The following is a 19,625-nucleotide window of genomic DNA, read 5'->3' on the forward strand; positions in this document are numbered from 1 at the left end:
ACGCGATTTGTGATCACGTGGTCACCCTTCGCGAAAATCCGTGGCCCGGGAAGGGTCTCCCTAGCAGAATCGGGCGATGGAACCCGTCACGCTCACCACGGACCGCCTCCTGCTGCGCGCGGTCGGCCCCGCCGACACCGACGCCGTGTACAAGGCCGCGCAGGACCCCGAGATCCAGCGCTGGACGACGATCCCCTCGCCCTACCTCCCGGAACACGCCATCGGCTTCACGGAGCAGATCGTCCCCGACGGCTGGACCCAGGGGTCGGTCTTCACCTTCGGCGTCTTCCTCGCCGGCGGGGAGCTGGCCGGCATGCTCGCCCTGACCATGCGCTCGCTGGGCACGGCCGAGGTCGGCTTCTGGGCTGCCGAGGAGCACCGCGGCCACGGGTACGTCGTGGAGGCCACGCTCGCCGCCTGCCGGTGGATCTTCACCAAGGTCGGTGTCGACCGTGTCGAATGGCGGGCCGAGGTCGGCAACCACGCCTCCCGCGCGGTGGCGGAACGCGTGGGCTTCACCATCGAGGGCACCCTGCGCTCCGGCATCAACAACAAGGGGGTGCGCCGGGACTGCTGGATCGGCTCCCTGCTCCCCTCGGACCTGGGCCTGCCCTCCACGGCCCCGTACCTGCCCGCGCGTGCCTGAGGCCGGCCCGCTTCGGTGAATGCCCAGCTCGCCGCGGGCTGTCAGTGGCACCCTCTATCGTCCGACGCATGACGACCCTTCCGCGCCCCACCACCACCCTCACCGCGGACGACGCCCGCCGGATCGCCCTGCGGGCCCAGGGCCTGCTCGGCGCGCCGGACCGCCGCGCGGGCGTCCGCGGGGTGCTGCGCCACCTCGGCGCGGTCCAGCTCGACACGATCTCCGTGCTGGCCCGCTCCCACGAGCTCGTGCCGTACGCCCGGCTGGGCGCGGTCGGCCGCAAGGCCGTGGAGGCCGCGTACTGGTCGGACGCCCACGCCTTCGAGTACTGGTCGCACGCCGCCTGCCTCCTGCCCATCGAGGAGTGGCCGCACTTCGCCTTCCGCCGCCGCGCCTACCGCGACCGCCCCCACTGGCACCACGAACTCCCCGACGGCGCCTACGACCAGGTCATCAAGCAGCTCCGCGCGGAAGGCCCGCTGACCGCCACGGAGCTGGGCGGCGCCAAGAAGACGAACGACTGGTGGGACTGGTCGGGCACGAAGGTCGCCGTGGAGCGTGCGCTGATGTACGGCGAGGTGGTGTGTGTGGAGCGGCGCGGCTGGAAGCGGGTGTACGACCTCGCCGAACGCGCGGTCCCGGACGCGCTGCTGCACGACGAGCTGGACGACACCGAGTGCCTGCGCCGCCTGGTCCGGCTGGCGGGCGAGTCGCTGGGCGTCGGCACGCGCGCGGACATCGCCGACTACCACCGTCTCAAGGGCGAGCAGGTCGACGCGGTGATCGCGGACTCGGGCCTGGTACCGGTCGAGGTCGAGGGCTGGGGCAGGCCGGCCTGGGCTGACCCGGCGGCCCTGGCGACGCCGCCGCGCGGCCGGCACCGCACCACGCTGCTGTCACCGTTCGACTCGCTGGTCTGGGAGCGGGCGCGCACGGAGCGGATCTTCGGCTTCACCCACCGGCTGGAGGCGTACGTTCCCAAGCCCAAGCGGGTCCACGGCTACTTCGCGATGCCCGTGCTCGCCGGCGGCCGGCTGGTCGGGCGTGTCGACCCGGCCCGGGAGGGCCGCACTCTGGTGGCCAAGCAGGTCACCCTGGACGGCCCGAAGACGGTCCGGGCGGTCGCCCAGGCCCTGGTCGAGGCGGCGACCTGGGTGAACTGCACGGACGTCCGTGTCGAGCGCGTGGACGCACCCGAGCTGCGCGAGCCCCTCGCCCGGGAACTCGCCGGTCTCCTCGGATAGGAGCCGCCGGACCGGTCGGGCGCCGGCGGATCTCGCGCTAGCGGATCTCGAGGATCTTCTCCCGCATCGCGTAGACCACGGCCTCCATCCGGGAGTGCAGCTGCAGCTTCTCCAGGATGTTGCGGACGTGGTTCTTCACGGTGTTCTCGGAGATGAACAACTCCTTGGCGATGTCCCGGTTGTTCATGCCGGTGGCGACGAGTTTGAGCACCTCCAGCTCCCGGTCGGTCAACCGGGGTGCGGGCACCAGCCGGCGCTCGTCGGTGCGCTGGATCATCGACTTGAACTCGGTGAGGAGTTTCGACGCCATCGAGGGGCTGATCTGCGACTGTCCGTCGGCCACCGCGCGAATGGCGGTGGCCACCTCGTCGGTCGAGATCTCCTTGAGGAGGTATCCGGTCGCACCCGCCTTGATCGCGTCGTAGAGGTCGGCCTCCTCGTCGCTGATCGTCAGCATGATGATCTTGGCGCTGGGGGCGACCTCCTTGATGGAGGTGCAGGCCTCGATCCCCCCGCGCTTGGGCATGCGGACGTCCATCAGAACGATGTCGGGCAGCAGGTCGGCGGCCTTGTCGACGGCCTCGGCGCCGTCGCCCGCCTCGCCGACGACCTGGATGTCCTCCTCGGCCGCGAGCACGATCTCCAGGCCGCGCCGGAAGAGGGCGTGGTCGTCCACGACCAGGACCCTGATCGGCTCCTTGCGCGACGGGCCCGCGTCCGGGCCCATGCCGATGACATCGTCGTCGGCATCCCCGTCCCGCATCGGTCCGAAGGTGTCCGCCATCGTTCCTCCCCCTGAAGGCTGTGGCCTGTGGTCCTGTGCCATCGCCAACCCAAGGCAGCGGCCCACCGGTTGGGCCGGTGCGGCCATGATTTCATGCCCGGACGACACCGAGGTGACGTGCGGGGCGCGAAGTGGACGCACACCGGTGCCCCTGGGGGCGCACACACGCTCCAGGGGCACCGGCTCAGCTTCCGCCGGGTGGGTCAGCCGCCCAGCGTGCCACCCGCCTCGGGGGCATGCGCCTCGGTGACCATCGGGTCCGTGCTGAGGTGGATCACGCCGTAGTCGTAGGCGTGCCGCCGGTAGACGACGCTCGGTTCCTTCGTCTCGGAGTCGACGAACAAGTAGAAGTCGTGGCCGACCAGTTCCATCTCGTAGAGGGCCTGGTCGAGGCTCATCGGGGCGGCGACGTGGGTCTTCTCGCGGACGATGAGGGGGCCTTCTCCCTTGACCTCCAGCGAGCCGATCTTCTTGGTCGGCACTCCGTCCGTCTCCTCCTCGTGGACGGGGAGGCCGTTGCCGTTCAGTGTCGCCGCGTCCGGGACGTGGTCGGGGACCTCCGCCGCCGAGATCCGGCGAGAGCCCCGGCGCGAGAACCGCTTGTCGTGCTGCTTGCGCAGCCGGGCATCCAGCTTCTCCGCCGCCAGGTCGAGTGCCGCGTACGGATCGCTGGCCGCTGCCTCCGCCCGGATCACCGGACCGCGGGAGCGGAGCGTGATCTCCACTCGGTCACAGCGGTCGGCCTGTCGGGGGTTCGGCTCCTTGGACACCTCGACGTCGAGGCTGATCACCTTGGCATCGAGCCTCTGGATCTTCTCCAGCTTCAGCTTCTCGGCCACGTGCTTGCGGAACCGCTCGGGCACCTCGGTCTTGCGGCCTTTGACGACGATGTCCACGCAGAACTCCGTTCCCGGATCGCTCCGCTGCATCGGCGGAGCATCTCCCTTTCGCACCAGGTCCGGTGATCACCGGACCTCGGACTCGGTGACTTCCACCTCCTCCTCCCCCATGGGCGAGATCTGCACCCCACCGGTGCGGGTGATTGCCGAAAAACCCGCAGCACGGCATTCGGATATGCGAGGCCTGGCCTGCACCTTTCCTCACACCCGAACATATCTCGCCCGGACGGATGTCGTCACCCTCTACTGCGGCGTACCTCCGTTCAGGTGAATTGCGCCTGTCACCACCTGCAACGATGCAAGTTGACGTTCAGTTCCTGCTTATTTCGAATGAATCGCGAGGGGCGGCGATCACTGCGGCACGGAGCTTCCGGCCAAGAGCGTTCGGGACGGTCTTTTCCTGTGCACTGTGCACCCACTCGCTCCTCTCCTGTCGTGCACCGGTCCGTCGTTCCTCCCTACCTTCCCGAGTTATCGCCGCATACACGACCGTGCCGCGAGCAGGCCGGGACACATCCGCCTCCCGCAGGGCCCGCGCCGCCTCCGCGAGACTGGCGCCCGTCGTCATCAGGTCGTCGACGAGCACCACGCGGCCCGCGCCGAGCAGCCGGCCGCCGCCCGGGCTCACCTCCAGCGCCCCGGCGAGGTTCGCCAGGCGCTGCCGGGCGTCCAGCCCCGCCTGGTCCGCCACGGCCCGCCGCTGACGCAGCACGGCCGCCACCCGGGCGGGTGTCCCGGTGCGCCGCAGCTCCCCGGCCGCCGCGAGCGCCATCCGCCGCACCGGATCGTGCCCGCGCGCCCGCACGGCCCACCGCGCGGAGGGCACGGGAACCAGCAGCACGGACCCGCACTCCGGCGAACCGGCCGCCCCGCCGCCGGCGCCGTGCTCGCCGAGGCCTGCCCGAACGGCCCTCGCCAGTGCCCTGCCCAGCACTCCCGCGAGGACCAGCGCGCCGCGCTCCTTGTGCGCGAGCAGCAGCGCGCGCACCTCCGCCGCGTAGGGAGCCACCGCGTGCACCACCGGCAGCCCGGCCGGCTCCGGCACCGGCCGCACCCGCCGGGACACGCCCGCGTCGAGCTTGGCCCGGCACCGCGCGCAGAGCACCGTACGAGGTGCACCGCAACCCGCGCAGTCCGCCGGCAGCACCAGGTCGGTGAGGTCCTGCCACCACCCCCGCATGACCACCACTGTGCCAACGCCGCCGCCGACCGGCCACCCCTGTGGACAACGCCCTGTGGAAAACCCGGAGCACCACCACCGGGCACGGCGGCGGCACGGCGGTCACCCAGGACGGCTTCGACGGTCAGCCCGGATAGACCGGCGCGGTCCCGTCCTTGTCGACCTTCTGCCACTGCGCCCCGGACGGCAGCCGTACGATCCCGTCCTCCGAGTAGGCCACCAGCGGCACCCGCTCGTCCTCGGCCGCGGCGATCGCCTTGACACTGGTGAGGGCGCCCGGCGCCGGACCGTCGAGCGTGGAGCCGTCGACCTGCACGTACCGCAGCTGCTGCACGCCGCCCTGTTCCTGCCCGACGACGAGCAGCCTGCTGTCCCCGGCCCAGGAGATGGCGCTGACCTGCTCCAGGTCCGGCGCCGCCGACCGCAGTCCGTCGACCGAGATGCCCTGCCCGGTGCCGTCGTCGCGCTGGATCCGGCCGATGAACAGGGACTGCTTGCCGTCCTTCGCCACGACCAGCGCGATCCGCGCCCCGTCCGCGGCCACCCGGACGTCCTCGATCCGACCGGGCAGGTCCGGCACGGCCACCTGCTCCGACTTGGCGACGCCCTGTTCCAGTACGAACAGCCCCGGCCGGTGCGGATCCCGGTCGGCCACCCACAGATCCCCGCGGGCGTCCCAACTTGGGGTGGTCAGCCGCTCGGCGGGGGTCGGACCGGCACTGGTCACCGGTGGCTCACCGAGCGAACCGTCCGACGCCAGCGACGTCACGTACAGCGACCTGCCCTCGTCGCCGACCCCGGCCGCGGTGTGCTCGTCCCGCGACACCGCGACGGACTGCAGCCTCTTGCCGCCCTCGCCGAGCGGACCAGGTACCGGAACCGACCCGGTGCCGGTGCTGCCGGCCTGCATCCGTACGGCGCGGTGCTTGCCGTCGAGGAAGTACAGGTATTCGGGCCGCTTGGACGAACCGTGCCAGGCGGCCGACTCGGCGCGCTCCTCGGTCAGTTCGCACAGCCGGTCGTCGCCGGCCCCCCGCAGCTCGACGGAATCCAGCGTCGGCGCCAGGTTCCGCAGGGTGAACAGCACCTGCGTCGCCATCTCGGTGCACTTGCCCGCGGTGACCTGCGACGGCTTGAGGTTCAGCGGCACCGTCAGCTTGTTCTGGTCGTCCGGTGCCAGCCCGGACGCGTCCTTCTGCAGCGCCGTACCGGTCGGGAAGCTGGACCTCACCACCGGCTCCAGCCAGGCGGTGGGCCCGTTCAGCAGCGAGCGGACCATCTGGGTCATCGGGTCGACCTTGCTGCGCACGAACACCGGATCGGCGACCGCCACCGGCTGTCCGCTCACCCCGACCGCCGTGTGGGAGGCGAAGTAGAACTTGTCGACGGACGTGTAGTTCCGCTGGAAGTCCGACTTGCCCATGACGACGCCGTCGGGCAGCCCGTCGATGCGCCACTGCCCGCTCTTGGGGTTCTTCGTGAGGTGCAGTTTCTTGCGGTAGGGGCCGTCGGCGGGCTGGTAGGCCTGCTGCGCGTCGACCGTGGCGACCCGGGTACCGGCCAGCACACAGGTGACGCTGTTGGTCTCCTCCCGGCCGCCCGGGCGGCAGTCGGTCTCGATGGTCGGCCCGTTCGCGAGGACCGTGGTCGACCGCTCCGGCCGCCACTTGCCCGCCGCATCGGCCGTCAGGTACTTGCGCGCCGTGTCGTACCCCGGGTCGTCGCTGGTCAGGGCCTCCAGGAAGCCCTGCATGATCTCGCCCGGACCGGCGCCGTCGGCCGGCGGCATGGCGAACACCCGGACGCCGGTGTCCTGCCGCGGCGTGGACTCCACGTCCCGCAGGTCCCCGCTGTCGGGCATCGAGGCACATCCGGCCAGCAGTACGACACCCAGGGCGGCGTACGCCACCGCGCGCACCGGCCGCCGCCGTGCGCCCCCCGTGCGGTCAGCCACGAAATGCCTCCCCTGGCTCGGTCGAGTCCTTCGGCGGAGCGGTCTCCGGCCGGTCCGCGCTCGCCCCGGGCGCCGGACGCGCGGCGGGCCCGTCACCCGGGCGCCGGGCGCCGCCGGTGGGCCGGGGCACCACGCGCGCGCCGTTGCCGTTGCCGGGCAGGGCGGTCGGGTCGGCGGCGGGCGTCGCGGCGGTCAGCCGCGGCGCGATCGGCGTCCTGGGCGGCAGCGCGGGCGCCTGGGCGCCGGCCTGCTGCACCGGGACGGTCGCCCGCTTCTCCTCGCCCTCGCGGTGCCCGCCGGCTTCGGCCAAGCCGCGGTTGCGGCGCGAGTCCTTGGGCTCCAGCGGTATCGGCGAACCCCGCAGCGGCTCGTCCGCGGTCCTGGGCAGCGTCAGCCGGAACTGGGAGCCGCCGCCCGGCTCGCCCCAGGCCTGCAGCCAGCCGCCGTGCAGCCGCGCGTCCTCCAGGGCGATCGACAGCCCGAGGCCGGTGCCGCCGGTGGTACGCGCGCGTGCCGGGTCGGCCCGCCAGAAGCGGCTGAAGACCCGGGTCGCCTCACCCGGCTTCAGTCCGACGCCGTAGTCCCGCACCGCGACGGCCACGGCCCCGCCCGCCGCGGCGAGCTTGACCACGACGTCCTTGCCCTCGCCGTGCTCGACGGCGTTGACGACCAGGTTGCGCAGGACGCGCTCCACGCGCCGGGCATCCGCCTCGGCGACGACGGGCTGCTGGTCGCCGACCACCCGTATGTGCGTGCCCTTGCGCTCGGCGAGCGGTTCGGCACCGCTCACCACCCGCCGGACGACCTCCCTGAGGTCGATCGGCTCGGCCTCCAGCGCCGCCGCGCCCGCGTCGAAACGGCTGATCTCCAGCAGGTCCGCGAGCAGCGACTCGAACCGGTCCAGCTGGTCGGCGAGCAGCTCGGCCGAGCGCGCGGTCACCGGGTCGAAGTCCTCCCGCGCCTCGTGGATGACGTCGGCGGCCATCCGCACGGTGGTCAGCGGAGTGCGCAGCTCGTGCGAGACGTCGGAGACGAACCGCCGCTGCATCCGCGACAGGTCCTCCAGCTGCTGGATCTTGACCTGCAGGTTCTGCGCCATCTTGTTGAAGGCCTCGCCCAGACGGGCGATGTCGTCCTCGCCGGTGACCTTCATCCGTTCCTGCAGCCGCCCGGCGGACAGCCGCTCCGCGATACCGGCCGCCATCCGCACCGGCGTGACGACCTGCCGCACCACCAGCCAGGCGATGGCGCCGAGCAGGACGACGACGAACAGCCCGGCCGTGGCGAGGGTGCCCTTGACCAGGCTCAGGGACTTCTCCTCCTGCGTGAGCGGAAAGAGGTAGTACAGCTCGTACGGGCGGCCGTTGGGGTCGTTGAGCTGCTTGCCGATGGCGAGGCCCGGCTGCGATTCCTTGCCGCCGTCGTAGACGATCCGCGTGTTGCTCTGGACAGCCGTCGTACCGCTGTTGACCCGCTCGCGCAGGGCCTCGGGCACGCTGGAGGTCGGGTTGACGTTCGCGGAACCGCGCGGGCTGCGCCCGCCGCCGCTGTCGTCGCCCACGGGCAGCGTCACCACCTCGAAGGCGCCCGCGCCACCGCTGGACAGCGACTCCACGAGGTCGCTCATCCACGGGATGACGTTCTGCGACTGCCGCCCGTCCGCGGTCGGCGTCCGGTCGTCGGTACCGGCACCGGCGCCACTGGCCGCCTCGTCGGCCTTCTGCTTGGCCACCGCGAACCCGCCCGTGGCCTGGCTCTGCGACGCCTTCACCTTCGCGTCCAGCAGGCCGTTGCGCACCTGCCCGATCACGACGAAGCCCAGCAGCAGAACGACACCCAGCGACATCAGCAGGGTGGTGGCGACGACCCTGAGCTGGATGTTGCGCCGCCACAGCCGCATCACCGGCAGCAGCGGACGGCGCACCCAGCGCAGGAACAGCCGCAGCACCGGGCTGCCCTGGACCCCGCCGTTCAGCAGCCCGCCGGGGAACAGGCCCCGGAAGCGCGCACCCGCCGCCGGCCGGCCGACAGGCCGCCCCGGCCGGGCCCCGGAACCGCCGGGGGCCGAAGCGGCACTGTCCCCGGACATGTCAGCTCGGCCCGGCCTTGTAACCGACACCACGGACGGTCACCACGATCTCCGGCCGCTCCGGGTCCTTCTCGACCTTGGAGCGCAGCCGCTGGACGTGCACGTTGACGAGCCGCGTGTCGGCCGCGTGCCGGTAGCCCCACACCTGCTCGAGCAGCACCTCGCGGGTGAACACCTGCCACGGCTTGCGCGCGAGCGCGACCAGCAGGTCGAACTCCAGCGGGGTCAGCGCTATCGACTGTCCGTCCCGCTTCACCGAGTGCCCGGCGACATCGATGACCAGGTCACCGATGGTGAGCTGCTCCGGCGCCGGCTCCTCCGACCTGCGCAGCCGCGCCCGGATCCGGGCCACCAGCTCCTTGGGCTTGAACGGCTTGACGATGTAGTCGTCGGCACCCGACTCCAGGCCCACGACGACGTCGACGGTGTCGCTCTTGGCCGTGAGCATCACGATCGGCACCCCGGACTCCGCCCGGATCAGCCGGCAGACCTCGATGCCGTCCCGTCCGGGCAGCATCAGGTCGAGCAGCACCAAGTCGGGCTTGCTCTCACGGAAAGCGGCCAGCGCCTTGTCGCCGTCGGCTACGAAAGACGGCTCAAAACCTTCACCACGCAGCACGATCCCGAGCATCTCGGCCAGTGCTGTGTCGTCGTCGACGACAAGGACTCGTCCCTTCATAAACGACATCATCCCATTCTCGTAACAGTGACAGAGGCGCTGGTGAGCGAGGTCACTGGCCGGTGACGATAGTCGTACGGGGCCGTCACTGTCTGCCCCTGTCCATCGACGACGATGGCGCTACGGCTCTCGACGCGCCGTCGGCGGCGCTCCCGCCGAAGACCTGGCACACATCTCCGCCAGGGCCTCGGCCGTCACCGGCGAGACCGCGCCCTCCTCGGTCACGACCGCCGTGACCAGCTCGGGCGGCGTCACATCGAACGCCGGGTTGTAGGCCTGGGTCCCCAGAGGGGCCACCGGAACCCCGCCCCCGGCCCCCGTCACCGGTACCTGCGGCGCCGCGACCTCGGTCACCTCGAAGCCGGGGCGCTGCTCGACCTCGATGGACGCCCCGTCGGGCGTGTCCAGGTCGACCGTCGTCACCGGCGCCACCACGATGAACGGCACATGGTGGTACCGGGCGAGCACCGCGAGCGGATAGCTCCCCACCTTGTTCGCCACCGAACCGTCGGCCGCGATCCGGTCCGCCCCGATCAGCACCGCGTCCACCTCGCCCGCCGCGAACAGGGAACCCGCCGCGTTGTCGGTGAGCAGTGTGTACGCCATGCCGCTGCGGGCCGCCTCGTACGCCGTCAGACGAGCGCCCTGCAGCAGCGGACGCGTCTCGTCCACCCACAGCCGCCGCAGCCGCCCCTCCCGGTGCGCCGCCAGGGCCACCGCGAAGGCCGTGCCCTCCCCGCCCGACACCAGGGAACCGCTGTTGCAGTGGGTCAGGATCCGGTGCCCGCCGCCGGGCAGCAGCTCGTCCAGCAGCGCCAGCCCATGGGCAGCCATCCGGGCGCTGGCCTCGGCGTCCTCCTGGTGCAGCGCCCGCGCCGCGGCCAGCGCCGCCACCGCGGCGGCGGTGGGGTCGCCGGTCCGGGCCAGCTCCGCCCGGTGCGCGGCCTCGGCCCGGCGCACCCCGACGGACAGGTTCACCGCGGTGGGCCTGGCTCCCTCCAGCGCCCGGGCCGCCTCGGCCACGTCGAAGCCGCGCGCGGCGGCGAGCGCGACGCCGTACGCCCCCGCGATCCCGAGCAGCGGCGCCCCGCGCACGGCGAGCGAACGGATCGCCTCCACCAGCGCCGCCGCGTCCGTGCACACCAGCTCGACCTCTTCGGCCGGGAGCCTCGTCTGATCGAGAAGGACCAGTACGGGACCTTCTGGTGGTTCCTCCCATCGGATCGCAGGTATCTCGGTCGGCCGCCTGTCCCCGCTGGTTCGCTCCTGCTGATCAGCCATGCCGTCAGTCTGCCCCGGATACGGCGGACAATTGAAGGAGTCCAGCCCCCACCGCGGCCGATCCCCCGGTGACCAGCCCATGGCACGATGGCTGCCAACCTGCCGCCGCGACCGCGGACGGGCACCGAGAAGGAGCTTCGATGACAGACACTCCGGGCTGGGCCTCGCCCGGATCCGCCCCGTCGTCCGAGGGTCGGGAACCCGGTGCGTCCGGCCCCGCCGAGCCCGCCGACCGCCCCGGCGCCACCGGACCCGCGCCCCAGCCGGGCACGGACGCGCAGGGCCCAGGCGGGAAATGGTCCAAGGAGCAGCCGCCACCCGGCCAGTGGCCGGCCCCCACCGGTGCCCCCAGCCCCGGCCACGCGCCGCCGCCCCCACCGCCCGGCCCGGGCTGGGGCGGCCGGCAGCCCGGCAGCCCGGGCCCCGGCGGCTACGGCGGCCACGGCGGTGGCTACGGCGGCCCTCCCGCCGGCTACGGAGGCCCGCCACCCGGCCACGGCGGTTACGGCACCCCCGGCGGCTACCCCGCCTGGGGCGGCGGCTGGGGCGGCCCCCCGCCCGCGGCCAAGCCCGGTGTCATCCCGCTGCGCCCGCTCGGCGTCGGCGAGATCCTCGACGGCGCGGTGTCCACCATGCGCACCTACTGGCGCACGGTCCTCGGCATCGCGCTGGCCGTCGCCGCGGTCACGGACACCTGCCTCATCCTCGTGCAGGGCTTCTTCCTCAACGACGCCCTCGCCGGCACACAGCTCGACAGCCGGACCGCCACCCCCGACGACGTGCTCCGCGCCCTGCGCGCGTCCATGATCGGCGCCGGTATCGTCACGGTGATCTCCGCGGCCGCCGTCATCGTCGCGACCGCCCTGCTCACGACCATCACCAGCCGCGCCGTGCTCGGCAGACCGGTCAGCACCGGCGAGGCCTGGCGTGAGGCCCGCCCGCAGATCCCGAAGCTGGCCGGGCTGCTCATCCTGCTCGGCCTGATCACCGTCGGTGTGATCGTCGCCGGCTCCCTGCCCGGCTTCCTGGTCCTGGTCGCCGGCGGCAGCGGCGCCGGCGGAGCCGCACTGTTCGCCCTCGGCATCCTCGGCGGCGCCGTGGTCGCGGTGTGGCTGGCCATCCGCTACTACCTGGCCGCCCCCGCCCTGATGCTGGAACGCCAGAGCATCACCAAGTCCATGAGCCGCTCCGCCAAGCTCGTACGCGGCTCCTGGTGGCGCGTCCTCGGCATCCAGCTGCTGGCCTGGCTCATCGCCAACATCGTCTCCGCGATCGTCACCATCCCGTTCGCCCTCATCGGAGCCGCCGTGAGCGGCGACGGCATGGCGAACTTCCTCGGCACCAGCGGCGAACACGTCGGCTGGGCGTTCCTGATCATCAGGGGGATCGGCTCCGTGATCGGCACCACGCTCACCCTTCCGATCAGCGCCGGCGTCACCGTGCTCCTCTACATCGACCTGCGCATCCGCCGCGAGGCCCTCGACCTCGAACTGGCCCGCGCCGCCGGTGTCCACGGGTACGGCCCCGGCGCCCCCGGCCCCGTCCCCGGGAGCTGATGCGGTGAGCGTCACGGGGGCAGTTCTCACGGCGGCGACCCCATCGGGCGCCGCCGCCTCGGTCGTACGGCGGCTGCTGGGCGTGCCGGACCGGGCCGTGCTCGCGGCCGGCGGCTCGGGAGACGAGCCCCCGGTGACCATCCCACGTGATCCCGCCCGCGAGGCAGCCCGGCGTGAGCTGTCCAAGCGGATGTACCACGAGAACGATCCCAGCCTGCTCCAGCGCGCCCTGAACGCGTTCTGGGACTGGGTCGACCGGCTGTTCGGCGCAGCCGCCTCGGCGACCCCTGGCGGCACGGTCGGCCTGCTCGTCGTGATCCTGTTCGTCGTCGCCGTCCTGGCCGCCCTGTGGTGGCGCCTGGGCATCCCCCGCCGCCAGCCCGTCTCCACCGCCGTACTGTTCGACGAGCGCGCCCGCAGCGCCGCCGAACACCGCGCGGCCAGCGAGGCACACGCGGCCCAGGGCCACTGGAACCAGGCCGTCCAGGAGCGTATGCGGGCCATCGTCCGCTCCCTGGAGGAACGGGCCCTGCTCGACGTACGCCCCGGCCGCACCGCCGACGAAGCAGCCGCCGAGGCCGGCCGTGTCCTCCCCGCACACACGGACCGACTGCGCGCCGCCGCCCACGAGTTCGACGACGTCACATACGGCGGACGCAGGGCCGGAGAGCAGTCGTACCACCGACTCGCCGAACTCGACCGCGACCTGGAACGCGCCAGGCCGACCCTCGCCGACAGCCCCGCCGGCGCCACCGGTCCGGCGCAGAATGCCCGGCAGGGGGCAGCCGAGTGACCACCGAGGCAACCCCGGCGAACACCTCCATCGCACCGACCGGCCGTCAGGTGTGGACCCGGGCACGCGGCATCGCGCTCGCCGTCGTCGTGATCCTGGTCGCCGCCGTCGCCATGGCCGCCGTACGCTCCACCGCACGGCACGGGGAACTCGACCCGCGCTCCGCCGACCCCTACGGCAGCCGCGCCGTCGCACAACTCCTCGCCGAGCGAGGCGTCTCCACCCGCGTGGTCACCTCGCTCGGTGCGGCCCGTGCCGCCGCCGGCCCGGACACCACCCTGCTGGTCGCCGTACCCGACCGGTTGACCCACCGCCAACAGAGCGAGCTCCACGCGGCGACGGCACCCTCCGGCGGGCGGACCATCCTGGTCGCGGCCGGCAGCTGGTCCGTCGAACGGCTCGCCCCCGGAGTCACCGCGGACCCCGCCACCAGCGGTGAGGACACGCTCGCCCCGGACTGCGCCCTGCCCGAAGCCAGGCGCGCGGGCACCGCCGACACCGGCGGCATCCGCTACACCACCACCCACCTCGACGCCGACTCCTGCTACCCCGGCGAACGCCTCGCCACCCTGCTGCGCGTCCCCGCGGCCTCCGGAGGGGGCGACACCGTCGTACTCGGCGCGCCCGACATCCTCTACAACGACCGTCTCGACGAGCAGGGCAACGCCTCGCTCGCCCTTCAACTCCTCGGCTCCCGCCCCCATCTGGTCTGGTACCTCCCCGCGCTGTCCGACACCGCCACCACCGACAGCGGTGAGCGGAAGAACCTCCTCGACCTGCTCCCCTCGGGATGGCTCTGGGCCACCCTGCAGCTCTTCATCGCCGCGGCCCTCGCCGCCTTCTGGCGGGCCCGCCGCTTCGGCCCGCTCGTGCCCGAGAAACTCCCCGTCGCGATCCGCGCCTCGGAGACCGCCGAAGGCCGCGCCCGCCTCTACCGCAAGGCCAACGCCCGCGACCGCGCGGCCGCCGCTCTGCGCGCCGCCACCCGCACCCGCCTCGCCCCCCTCGTGGGCGTCCCCGCCGCACAGGCGCACGCGCCCGAGGCCCTGCTCCCCGCCCTGTCCGCCCACCTCTCCGGCGACGGACAGACCCTGCACTCCCTCCTCTTCGGACCGCCGCCCGGCGACGACGCGGCCCTCATCGCACTCACCGACCAACTCGACGCCCTCGAAAGAGAGGTACGCCGTTCATGATGGACCCGACCACTGACAACGCCGGGCAGAGCGGAGACGCGGGCACCGCACGCGCCTCCCTGGAATCCCTGCGCGCCGAGATCGCCAAAGCCGTGGTCGGCCAGGACCCCGCCGTGACCGGCCTCGTCGTCGCCCTCCTCTGCCGCGGACACGTCCTACTGGAAGGAGTCCCCGGGGTCGCCAAAACGTTGCTCGTCCGCGCTCTCGCATCCGCTCTCGAACTCGACACCAAGCGCGTCCAGTTCACCCCGGACCTGATGCCGAGCGACATCACCGGCTCCCTCGTCTACGACACCCGCACCGCCGAGTTCTCCTTCCAGCCGGGCCCGGTCTTCACCAACCTCCTCCTGGCGGACGAGATCAACCGCACCCCGCCCAAGACCCAGTCCTCTCTCCTGGAGGCCATGGAGGAACGCCAGGTCACCGTCGACGGCACCCCGCGCCCGCTTCCCGAGCCGTTCCTCGTCGCCGCCACCCAGAACCCGGTCGAGTACGAGGGCACCTATCCCCTCCCCGAAGCCCAACTCGACCGGTTTCTGCTCAAACTGACGATCCCTCTGCCGTCCCGCCAGGACGAGATCGACGTGCTCACCCGGCACGCCTCCGGCTTCAACCCGCGCGACCTGCGCGCCGCCGGGGTACGCCCGGTCGCCGGCCCCGCCGACCTGGAAGCGGCCCGCGCCGCCGTCGCCAAGACGACCGTGTCCCCGGAGATCACCGCGTACGTCGTGGACATCTGCCGCGCCACCCGCGAGTCGCCCTCGCTCGCCCTGGGCGTCTCCCCGCGCGGCGCCACCGCCCTGCTCGCCACCTCACGCGCCTGGGCCTGGCTGACCGGCCGCGACTACGTCATCCCCGACGACGTGAAGGCCCTCGCGCTGCCCACCCTGCGCCACCGCGTCCAGCTGCGCCCCGAGGCAGAGATGGAGGGCGTGACCGCCGACTCGGTCATCAACGCCATCCTCGCCCACGTCCCGGTCCCCCGCTGATGGCACTCACCGGACGCGCCGCCCTCCTCGCGGCCCTCGGCTCGATCCCCGTCGGCATCCTGGAACCGGGCTGGACGGGCATCCTCGCGGTCAACGGCCCCCTGGCCCTGGCCTGTGCCTGCGACTACGCGCTGGCCGCACCGGTACGGCGTCTCCTGCTGGACCGCTCCGGCGACACCTCCACCCGTCTCGGGGACACCGCAGACGTCACACTCACGATCACCAATCCGTCCCGCCGCCCGCTGCGGGCCCAGGTGCGGGACGCCTGGCCGCCGAGCAGCTGGCTGTCGGGCACGGAGGCCGAAGCCTCCCGGCACCGGCTCACCGTGCCGCCGGGCGAACGCCGGCGCATGACGACCCGGCTGCGCCCCACCCGCCGCGGCGACCGCCGGGCCGACCGCGTCACGATCCGCTCCTACGGCCCCCTCGGTCTGTTCTCCCGCCAGAGCGCCCACAAGGTGCCCTGGACAGTACGAGTCCTGCCCCCGTTCACCAGCCGCAGGCACCTGCCCTCGAAACTCGCCCGCCTGCGCGAACTCGACGGCCGCACCAGCCTGCTGACCCGTGGAGAGGGCACGGAGTTCGACAGCCTGCGCGAGTACGTTCCCGGAGACGACACCCGCTCGATCGACTGGCGAGCCACGGCCCGCCAGTCCGCCGTCGCCGTCCGCACCTGGCGACCCGAACGCGACCGACACATCCTCCTGGTCCTGGACACCGGCCGTACGTCGGCCGGCCGCGTGGGCGACGCCCCACGCCTGGACGCCTCCATGGACGCGGCCCTGCTGCTCGCGGCCCTCGCCTCCCGGGCCGGCGACCGCGTCGCCCTGCTCGCCTACGACCGCCGGGTGCGCGCCCTGGTCCAGGGCCGCTCGGCAGGCGACGTGCTTCCTTCCCTGGTCAATGCGATGGCAACGCTCGAACCGGAACTCGTCGAGACCGACGCCCGTGGCCTCACCGCCAGCGCGCTGCGCACCGCCCCCCGGCGTTCCCTGATCGTGCTCCTCACGACGCTGGACGCGGCACCGGTGGAACAGGGTCTGCTGCCTGTGCTCCCGCAGCTCACTCAACGCCACACCGTTCTGGTCGCGTCGGTAGCAGACCCCCACATTGCCCGCATGGCTCAGGGCAGGGGCAACACGGAGGCCGTGTACGAGGCGGCGGCAGCGGCTCAGGCGCAGAGCGAGCGTCGGCGTACGGCGGAACAGCTCCGTCGTCATGGAGTGACGGTGGTGGACGCGACTCCGGAGGATCTGGCGCCTGCGCTGGCGGACGCCTATCTGGCTCTGAAGGCGGCGGGTCGGCTCTGAACGGCTTTCCTGCCGCGTCCCTTCGGGGACGCCAAAGCCTCCAGAACGCAGAAAACCCCCGCACCGAAGTGCGGGGGTTTTCTCAAAAATTGTTCGGCGGCGTCCTACTCTCCCACAGGGTCCCCCCTGCAGTACCATCGGCGCTGTGAGGCTTAGCTTCCGGGTTCGGTATGTAACCGGGCGTTTCCCTCACGCTATGACCACCGAAACACTATGAAACAATCAACAACCGTTGGCTGTTCGTGGTTTCAGAACCAACACAGTGGACGCGAGCAACTGAGGACAAGCCCTCGGCCTATTAGTACCGGTCACCTCCACACGTTACCGTGCTTCCAGATCCGGCCTATCAACCCAGTCGTCTACTGGGAGCCTTACCCCATCAAGTGGGTGGGAGTCCTCATCTCGAAGCAGGCTTCCCGCTTAGATGCTTTCAGCGGTTATCCCTCCCGAACGTAGCCAACCAGCCATGCCCTTGGCAGAACAACTGGCACACCAGAGGTTCGTCCGTCCCGGTCCTCTCGTACTAGGGACAGCCCTTCTCAAGACTCCTACGCGCACAGCGGATAGGGACCGAACTGTCTCACGACGTTCTAAACCCAGCTCGCGTACCGCTTTAATGGGCGAACAGCCCAACCCTTGGGACCGACTCCAGCCCCAGGATGCGACGAGCCGACATCGAGGTGCCAAACCATCCCGTCGATATGGACTCTTGGGGAAGATCAGCCTGTTATCCCCGGGGTACCTTTTATCCGTTGAGCGACGGCGCTTCCACAAGCCACCGCCGGATCACTAGTCCCGACTTTCGTCCCTGCTCGACCCGTCGGTCTCACAGTCAAGCTCCCTTGTGCACTTACACTCAACACCTGATTGCCAACCAGGCTGAGGGAACCTTTGGGCGCCTCCGTTACCCTTTAGGAGGCAACCGCCCCAGTTAAACTACCCATCAGACACTGTCCCTGATCCGGATCACGGACCCAGGTTAGACATCCAGCACGACCAGACTGGTATTTCAACGACGACTCCACAAACACTGGCGTGCCTGCTTCACAGTCTCCCAGCTATCCTACACAAGCCGAACCGAACACCAATATCAAACTGTAGTAAAGGTCCCGGGGTCTTTCCGTCCTGCTGCGCGAAACGAGCATCTTTACTCGTAGTGCAATTTCACCGGGCCTATGGTTGAGACAGTCGAGAAGTCGTTACGCCATTCGTGCAGGTCGGAACTTACCCGACAAGGAATTTCGCTACCTTAGGATGGTTATAGTTACCACCGCCGTTTACTGGCGCTTAAGTTCTCAGCTTCGCCCACCCGAAAGTGAGCTAACCGGTCCCCTTAACGTTCCAGCACCGGGCAGGCGTCAGTCCGTATACATCGCCTTACGGCTTCGCACGGACCTGTGTTTTTAGTAAACAGTCGCTTCTCGCTGGTCTCTGCGGCCACCCCCAGCTCACGGAGTAAATCCGATCACCAGGCGTGGCCCCCCTTCTCCCGAAGTTACGGGGGCATTTTGCCGAGTTCCTTAACCATAGTTCACCCGAACGCCTCGGTATTCTCTACCTGACCACCTGAGTCGGTTTAGGGTACGGGCCGCCATGAAACTCGCTAGAGGCTTTTCTCGACAGCATAGGATCATCCACTTCACCACAATCGGCTCGGCATCAGGTCTCAGACTATTGCCAGGCGGATTTACCTACCTGACGTCCTACACCCTTACCCCGGGACAACCACCGCCCGGGATGGACTACCTTCCTGCGTCACCCCATCACTCACCTACTAACCGCTTGGTTCGGCGGCTCCACCACTTTCCTTTCCCCGAAGGGTCCGGAACGGCTTCACGGCCTTAGCATCACGATGCTCGATGTTTGACGCTTCACAGCGGGTACCGGAATATCAACCGGTTATCCATCGACTACGCCTGTCGGCCTCGCCTTAGGTCCCGACTTACCCTGGGCAGATCAGCTTGACCCAGGAACCCTTAGTCAATCGGCGCAAACGTTTCTCACGTTTGTATCGCTACTCATGCCTGCATTCTCACTCGTCAACCGTCCACGACTACCTTCCAGTGCCGCTTCACCCGGCAGACGACGCTCCCCTACCCATCACAACACCCGTTGGGGCTTATGCTGCAATGACACGACTTCGGCGGTACGCTTGAGCCCCGCTACATTGTCGGCGCGGAATCACTAGACCAGTGAGCTATTACGCACTCTTTCAAGGGTGGCTGCTTCTAAGCCAACCTCCTGGTTGTCTGTGCGACTCCACATCCTTTCCCACTTAGCGTACGCTTAGGGGCCTTAGTCGATGCTCTGGGCTGTTTCCCTCTCGACCATGGAGCTTATCCCCCACAGTCTCACTGCCGCGCTCTCACTTACCGGCATTCGGAGTTTGGCTAAGGTCAGTAACCCGGTAGGGCCCATCGCCTATCCAGTGCTCTACCTCCGGCAAGAAACACACGACGCTGCACCTAAATGCATTTCGGGGAGAACCAGCTATCACGGAGTTTGATTGGCCTTTCACCCCTAACCACAGGTCATCCCCCAGGTTTTCAACCCTGGTGGGTTCGGTCCTCCACGAAGTCTTACCTCCGCTTCAACCTGCCCATGGCTAGATCACTCCGCTTCGGGTCTTGAGCGTGCTACTAAAATCGCCCTATTCGGACTCGCTTTCGCTACGGCTTCCCCACCCGGGTTAACCTCGCAACACACCGCAAACTCGCAGGCTCATTCTTCAAAAGGCACGCAGTCACGAGACACCAGCAAGCTGATGTCCGACGCTCCCACGGCTTGTAGGCACACGGTTTCAGGTACTATTTCACTCCGCTCCCGCGGTACTTTTCACCATTCCCTCACGGTACTATCCGCTATCGGTCACCAGGGAATATTTAGGCTTAGCGGGTGGTCCCGCCAGATTCACACGGGATTTCTCGGGCCCCGTGCTACTTGGGTGTCTCTCAAACGAGCCGCTGACGTTTCGACTACGGGGGTCTTACCCTCTACGCCGGACCTTTCGCATGTCCTTCGCCTACAT

Annotated in this window: 14 protein-coding genes and 2 rRNA genes (1 of these 16 only partly in view); 7 read left to right on the top strand and 9 right to left on the bottom strand. The window is 70.3% G+C overall.

All coding sequences use genetic code 11. The annotated features are described in order from the left end of the window. Window positions 1-76 precede the first annotated feature (76 nt). On the top strand, window positions 77-646 hold the full coding sequence (locus tag S1361_RS16200; RefSeq protein ID WP_208032554.1) for a GNAT family N-acetyltransferase: 570 nt from the start codon (window positions 77-79) through the stop codon (window positions 644-646). Window positions 647-714: 68 nt separating this feature from the next. After that, window positions 715-1,890 (top strand): winged helix-turn-helix domain-containing protein, encoded by a 1,176-nt coding sequence (locus tag S1361_RS16205; RefSeq protein ID WP_208032555.1) that lies wholly within the window; start codon window positions 715-717, stop codon window positions 1,888-1,890. Window positions 1,891-1,927: 37 nt separating this feature from the next. Here the strand turns inward: S1361_RS16205 and S1361_RS16210 are convergent, their stop codons facing one another. The 7 genes from S1361_RS16210 to mtnA all read right to left on the bottom strand — a co-directional run bounded on the left by S1361_RS16210 (window position 1,928) and on the right by mtnA (window position 10,756). Continuing rightward, window positions 1,928-2,674 (bottom strand): response regulator, encoded by a 747-nt coding sequence (locus tag S1361_RS16210; protein WP_059249857.1) that lies wholly within the window; start codon window positions 2,672-2,674, stop codon window positions 1,928-1,930. A 203-nt stretch (window positions 2,675-2,877) separates the two neighbouring features. Beyond that, window positions 2,878-3,570: a ribosome hibernation-promoting factor, HPF/YfiA family gene (gene hpf, locus S1361_RS16215; RefSeq protein ID WP_425088022.1), complete on the bottom strand. Its 693-nt coding sequence runs from the start codon at window positions 3,568-3,570 to the stop codon at window positions 2,878-2,880. A 313-nt stretch (window positions 3,571-3,883) separates the two neighbouring features. Then, window positions 3,884-4,753 (bottom strand): ComF family protein, encoded by an 870-nt coding sequence (locus S1361_RS16220; protein ID WP_208032557.1) that lies wholly within the window; start codon window positions 4,751-4,753, stop codon window positions 3,884-3,886. Window positions 4,754-4,877: 124 nt separating this feature from the next. Then, the gene (locus S1361_RS16225) at window positions 4,878-6,614 is read right to left on the bottom strand and encodes an LpqB family beta-propeller domain-containing protein (protein WP_243769525.1); all 1,737 of its coding nucleotides are present in this window, start codon (window positions 6,612-6,614) and stop codon (window positions 4,878-4,880) included. 85 nt (window positions 6,615-6,699) lie between these two features. Next, window positions 6,700-8,796 carry an MtrAB system histidine kinase MtrB gene (gene mtrB / locus S1361_RS16230; protein ID WP_208032558.1) on the bottom strand — a complete coding sequence of 699 codons (2,097 nt, stop codon included), beginning with the start codon at window positions 8,794-8,796 and terminating at the stop codon, window positions 6,700-6,702. 1 nt (window position 8,797) lies between these two features. Continuing rightward, a complete protein-coding gene (gene mtrA / locus S1361_RS16235) occupies window positions 8,798-9,487 on the bottom strand; it encodes a two-component system response regulator MtrA (RefSeq protein WP_187279108.1) in 690 nt (229 codons plus the stop codon). Window positions 9,488-9,595: 108 nt separating this feature from the next. Continuing rightward, window positions 9,596-10,756, bottom strand: coding sequence for an S-methyl-5-thioribose-1-phosphate isomerase (mtnA, locus tag S1361_RS16240; protein WP_208032559.1), 1,161 nt, complete (start codon window positions 10,754-10,756; stop codon window positions 9,596-9,598). 140 nt (window positions 10,757-10,896) lie between these two features. Between mtnA and S1361_RS16245 the strand changes: the two genes are divergently transcribed. Genes S1361_RS16245 through S1361_RS16265 form a run of 5 tightly spaced genes read left to right on the top strand, consistent with a single transcriptional unit; the run spans window position 10,897 to window position 16,597 of the window. Beyond that, a complete protein-coding gene (locus tag S1361_RS16245) occupies window positions 10,897-12,312 on the top strand; it encodes a proline-rich domain-containing protein (RefSeq protein ID WP_208032560.1) in 1,416 nt (471 codons plus the stop codon). A gap of 4 nt (window positions 12,313-12,316) precedes the next feature. Next, complete coding sequence (locus S1361_RS16250) at window positions 12,317-13,105, top strand: DUF4129 domain-containing protein (RefSeq protein WP_425086671.1); 789 nt, start codon at window positions 12,317-12,319, stop codon at window positions 13,103-13,105. Continuing rightward, the gene (locus tag S1361_RS16255) at window positions 13,102-14,298 is read left to right on the top strand and encodes a DUF4350 domain-containing protein (RefSeq protein ID WP_208032561.1); all 1,197 of its coding nucleotides are present in this window, start codon (window positions 13,102-13,104) and stop codon (window positions 14,296-14,298) included. The genes S1361_RS16250 and S1361_RS16255 overlap by 4 nt, the downstream gene beginning before the upstream one ends. Beyond that, window positions 14,298-15,287: an AAA family ATPase gene (locus S1361_RS16260; RefSeq protein WP_208032562.1), complete on the top strand. Its 990-nt coding sequence runs from the start codon at window positions 14,298-14,300 to the stop codon at window positions 15,285-15,287. The genes S1361_RS16255 and S1361_RS16260 overlap by 1 nt, the downstream gene beginning before the upstream one ends. Beyond that, window positions 15,287-16,597, top strand: coding sequence for a DUF58 domain-containing protein (locus tag S1361_RS16265; protein WP_208032563.1), 1,311 nt, complete (start codon window positions 15,287-15,289; stop codon window positions 16,595-16,597). Before S1361_RS16260 ends, S1361_RS16265 begins: the two co-directional genes overlap by 1 nt. A 91-nt stretch (window positions 16,598-16,688) precedes the next feature. On the opposite strand, the gene rrf is transcribed toward S1361_RS16265, so the two are convergent. Together rrf and S1361_RS16275 are read right to left on the bottom strand one after the other, a co-directional pair. Beyond that, window positions 16,689-16,805, bottom strand: a 5S ribosomal RNA gene (rrf, locus tag S1361_RS16270). A 70-nt stretch (window positions 16,806-16,875) separates the two neighbouring features. Then, window positions 16,876-19,625: ribosomal RNA gene (locus S1361_RS16275) — 23S ribosomal RNA — on the bottom strand; it runs 371 nt beyond the window's last position.

Origin of the sequence: Streptomyces cyanogenus, assembly GCF_017526105.1 — a bacterium.
Taxonomy (GTDB): domain Bacteria; phylum Actinomycetota; class Actinomycetes; order Streptomycetales; family Streptomycetaceae; genus Streptomyces; species Streptomyces cyanogenus.